Genomic DNA, 3,434 nt, shown 5'->3' on the forward strand with positions numbered 1-3,434 from the left:
GTCACCTGCGTCCCCGGCAGCGTGGCGTACAGCGGGTGCGGGACTGCAAGCGCGGCCAGCAATCCATCGATCGTCGTCTGCGGAGCCAGCGGCACGGCGCAGCGCCAGACCTCGGAGTGGACGTCGATCCGCCCGCTGCCCGAATCGACGTCTTCATAGCTGCCGGCGAAGATCCACAGGCACTGGCCAATGCGGCCGTTGAAGGTCTCGACCGAACAGCGCAACCGAAGGGACTGGATGTTGCTGTAGTCGCCCTCGCAGAAGGTATCGCCGCAGATGTCGTCGAAGTCCTGATCCAGTTGCGCGGACAGGGTGAACCAGGACTCGTACTGCGCGTCGGTGGTGAAATATTCGTACACATCCACGTAGTGATGTCGTCGCGCATCCGCCTGCGCGTGGGCGGTGGCGGAAAACGCAAGGATCAACAACACAGGCAACAGGCGAATAACCATCGGACGTCCTCCCTGGACACTTCAAACGCTTCGCCGGGCCGCGGTTGCAGGCCTTGACGACGAAACTCCCGCAGCTTGGCCGGGCTCAGCCGCGGCGACCATGTCCGACTCCGTCGACGACGTGTCCGACACCTGCGCAACGACCTGTCGGACAATCCCGATGCATTTCCACGCGGCGCACGCGCTACTCCATCGCGCGGGCTCGATGGTAGAGTAGCGCGGTGCCCGCCCATCGCCGTCTGACGCCCATCCGAATTCCTTTCCTGTTGATCTGCGCGCTCGTCGCCGGCAGCGCATTCGCATCGATCGCGAATGCAGGAGCCGACCCGACGACCGACGAGCGAGCATTCGCCGCCGAGGTCGCGAAGGCCGGCGGGCCCTCCGAAGCCAGCGTGCTTGCAACCCTTGCCGACGTGAAGGTGCAGCAGAGCATCCTCGACGCGATTGCGCGCCCCGCCGAGGCAACCAAGCCGTGGCGCGATTACCGGCCGATCTTCGTCACGCAAAAGCGCATCGATGACGGCATCGCGTTCTACCGCGCCAACCGTGCCCTGCTCGATCGCACCAGCGAGCAATTCGGAGTGCCGCCGGAAGTGATCGTCGCGATCATCGGGGTCGAGACCTCGTATGGACGGAACACGGGCAAATATCGCGTGCTCGATGCGCTTGGCACGCTCGCATTCCACTATCCGCCACGCGCGCCATTTTTTCGCGGCGAGCTGAAACAACTGTTCCTGCTTGGCGATGGCCATCTCGCGGTGCCGCTGGACGAACTGCGCGGCTCGTATGCGGGTGCGATGGGCTGGGGTCAATTCATGCCGACCAGCATCGCGAAATGGGCGAAGGACGGTGACGGAGACGGCCACATCGACTTGTGGGGTTCGCTGCCCGACATCACCGGGAGCGTTGCGAATTATTTCCGCGAGCATGGTTGGGAACCGGGTCAGCCGGTCGCCGTGCGCGCGCAGCCGGCGACCGATGCGCGGGAGATCAATCCGAAGGGGTCGGAACCGGTGTATCCGCTGCAACAGATGGAAGCCTGGGGATACGCGCCGCTCGAGCGCATCGATGCGCAGACCGCCTCGACGCTTCTGAAGCTCGATGGTGAGCGCGGTCCCGAGTACTGGCTGACCTTCAGGAATTTCTACGTGATCACGCGCTACAACAAGAGCCCGATGTATTCGCTCTCGGTCTGGCAACTCGCACAGGCAATTGCCGCCGGGGTCGCGTCGCCCGCGTCGCCGTGATGACCCGCTCTGCAGTCGCGGCTGTCGCACTCACCCTGCTTCTTTCGGGCTGCGCGAGCCACGCGCCCACACGAAGCACGCCTGTCGGCACATTGCCCGCTCCCGCTCCAGTACGCGGCCCGCGATCGGTCACTCTTCCGCCCGATACAGCCCGACCGCAGTCAGAGCGCTATCGGCAAAATGCGGACAATGGTCCCAACGCGCCTCCCATCGATGTCGGCAAGATCCCCGAACCGGTACCGAAGAACGAACCCCGCTCGCGCTTCGGCAACAAGCAGAGCTACAGCGTGCTCGGCAAGACCTATTCAGTGCTGCCCAATGCGCAAGGCTACGTCGAACGCGGCATCGCATCGTGGTACGGCAACAAGTTCCACGGCTACATGACGTCGTCGTTCGAAACGTACGACATGTACGCGTTCAGCGCAGCCCACAAGACGCTGCCGCTGCCGAGTTTCGCGCGCGTGACGAATCTGGACAACGGAAAGAGCGTGATCGTGCGCGTCAACGATCGCGGCCCTTTTCACGACAACCGCATCATCGATCTGTCGTACGCGGCGGCCGTGAAGATCGGCGTGTGGCCCAAGGGCACCGGGCTGGTCGAGGTGCGCGCGATCGACCCCGATCATCCGGATGCAACGCTGCCCACCACCGACTTCACCGCGCGCGCGCAGCCCCCACGATCCTCGACGCCGCTGCCGGTTCGCGCGCCTTCGATCGCAGAGCCCGCCGCGCTGTCCAGCGCAGGCGGATCGCCGCGCATCTATCTGCAGCTCGGCGCCTTCGGTGATCGGGCAAACGCCGAACGTGCGGTCGTCGCAGCGAACAAAGTCGGCCTCGAGCATGTCGACATCCAGTCGGTGAGCGTCGCCGGGCGCACCGTGCATCGCGTTCGCGTCGGACCGCTCGCCGACGTCGAAGCGGCGGATGCGATGACCGCGCGCATCGAGAAACTCGGCCTCGGCGCGGCGCGTGTCGCGATCGACCGCTGATCCGCAACGCATGAACGTGAGGCATACCGATGCGACGCGTTCGCGCACGCGGGGTGTATTGCACGACTCGCTCTGCGACAATTCCAATGTGATTCCCGTGCAGGTAACCCCTCCAGAATGAAGCTGTCGTCCCTCGCCGTCCTCGCGCTCGCCCTCGCCTGCGTCACCGCTCAGGCGCGCACCAAGCCCCACCACACCGCCGCCCAGGCCGCCGCGCCCGCCGCTTCGACACAGGCAGCCGACACCACTCCGGCACCCTCCCCGCAGACCGCGTCCAATCCAGACCTGCCGACCCCGCAAGCGGTCCCCAAACCCGCCGCGCTTCCGACGCCGGGCCTGCCGGGCAGTGGGCCGGTGCCGCCGCCTCCCGGTATCGAGGCGAAGAGCTGGGTGCTGATGGACTATTCGAACGGCCAGGTGCTCGCCAACAGCAACATGGACGCGCGCGTCGCACCGGCATCGATCACCAAGGTGATGACCTCGTACGTCGTCTCGGCGGAACTCGCGCACGGCAAGATCCACCTCGACGACCCGGTGCAGATCAGCGAGCGCGCGTGGCGCTCCGGCGGCGCCGGCACGGATGGCTCCACCAGTTTCCTGCAGCTCAACAGCAAGGTCGCACTCAAAGACCTGCTTTCCGGAATGATCATCCAGTCCGGCAACGACGCTGCGATGGCGCTGGCCGAGCACGTCGCGGGTTCCGAGGAAACGTTTGCGCAATTGATGAACCAGTACGCCGCGCAGCT

At 65.4% G+C, this 3,434-nt stretch carries 4 protein-coding genes; 3 read left to right on the top strand and 1 reads right to left on the bottom strand.

Annotated elements, in window-relative coordinates; genetic code table 11:
• Nucleotides 1-452, bottom strand: a 452-nt coding sequence (locus ABIV12_RS08010; protein WP_348058046.1) for a hypothetical protein, incomplete at its 3' end; no start/stop codon positions are given.
• 221 nt (nucleotides 453-673) lie between these two features.
• Here ABIV12_RS08010 and mltB point away from each other — a divergent pair.
• The 3 genes from mltB to ABIV12_RS08025 form a co-directional block, all read left to right on the top strand.
• A complete protein-coding gene (gene mltB, locus ABIV12_RS08015) occupies nucleotides 674-1,699 on the top strand; it encodes a lytic murein transglycosylase B (RefSeq protein WP_348058048.1) in 1,026 nt (341 codons plus the stop codon).
• Nucleotides 1,699-2,688, top strand: coding sequence for a septal ring lytic transglycosylase RlpA family protein (locus ABIV12_RS08020; protein ID WP_348058050.1), 990 nt, complete (start codon nucleotides 1,699-1,701; stop codon nucleotides 2,686-2,688). The genes mltB and ABIV12_RS08020 overlap by 1 nt, the downstream gene beginning before the upstream one ends.
• Before the next feature lie 285 nt (nucleotides 2,689-2,973).
• A partial coding sequence (locus ABIV12_RS08025; RefSeq protein ID WP_348058052.1) for a serine hydrolase occupies nucleotides 2,974-3,434 on the top strand: 461 nt, incomplete at its 3' end.

Origin of the sequence: Dokdonella sp. (genome assembly GCF_039926425.1) — a bacterium.
Taxonomy (GTDB): Bacteria; Pseudomonadota; Gammaproteobacteria; order Xanthomonadales; family Rhodanobacteraceae; genus Dokdonella_A.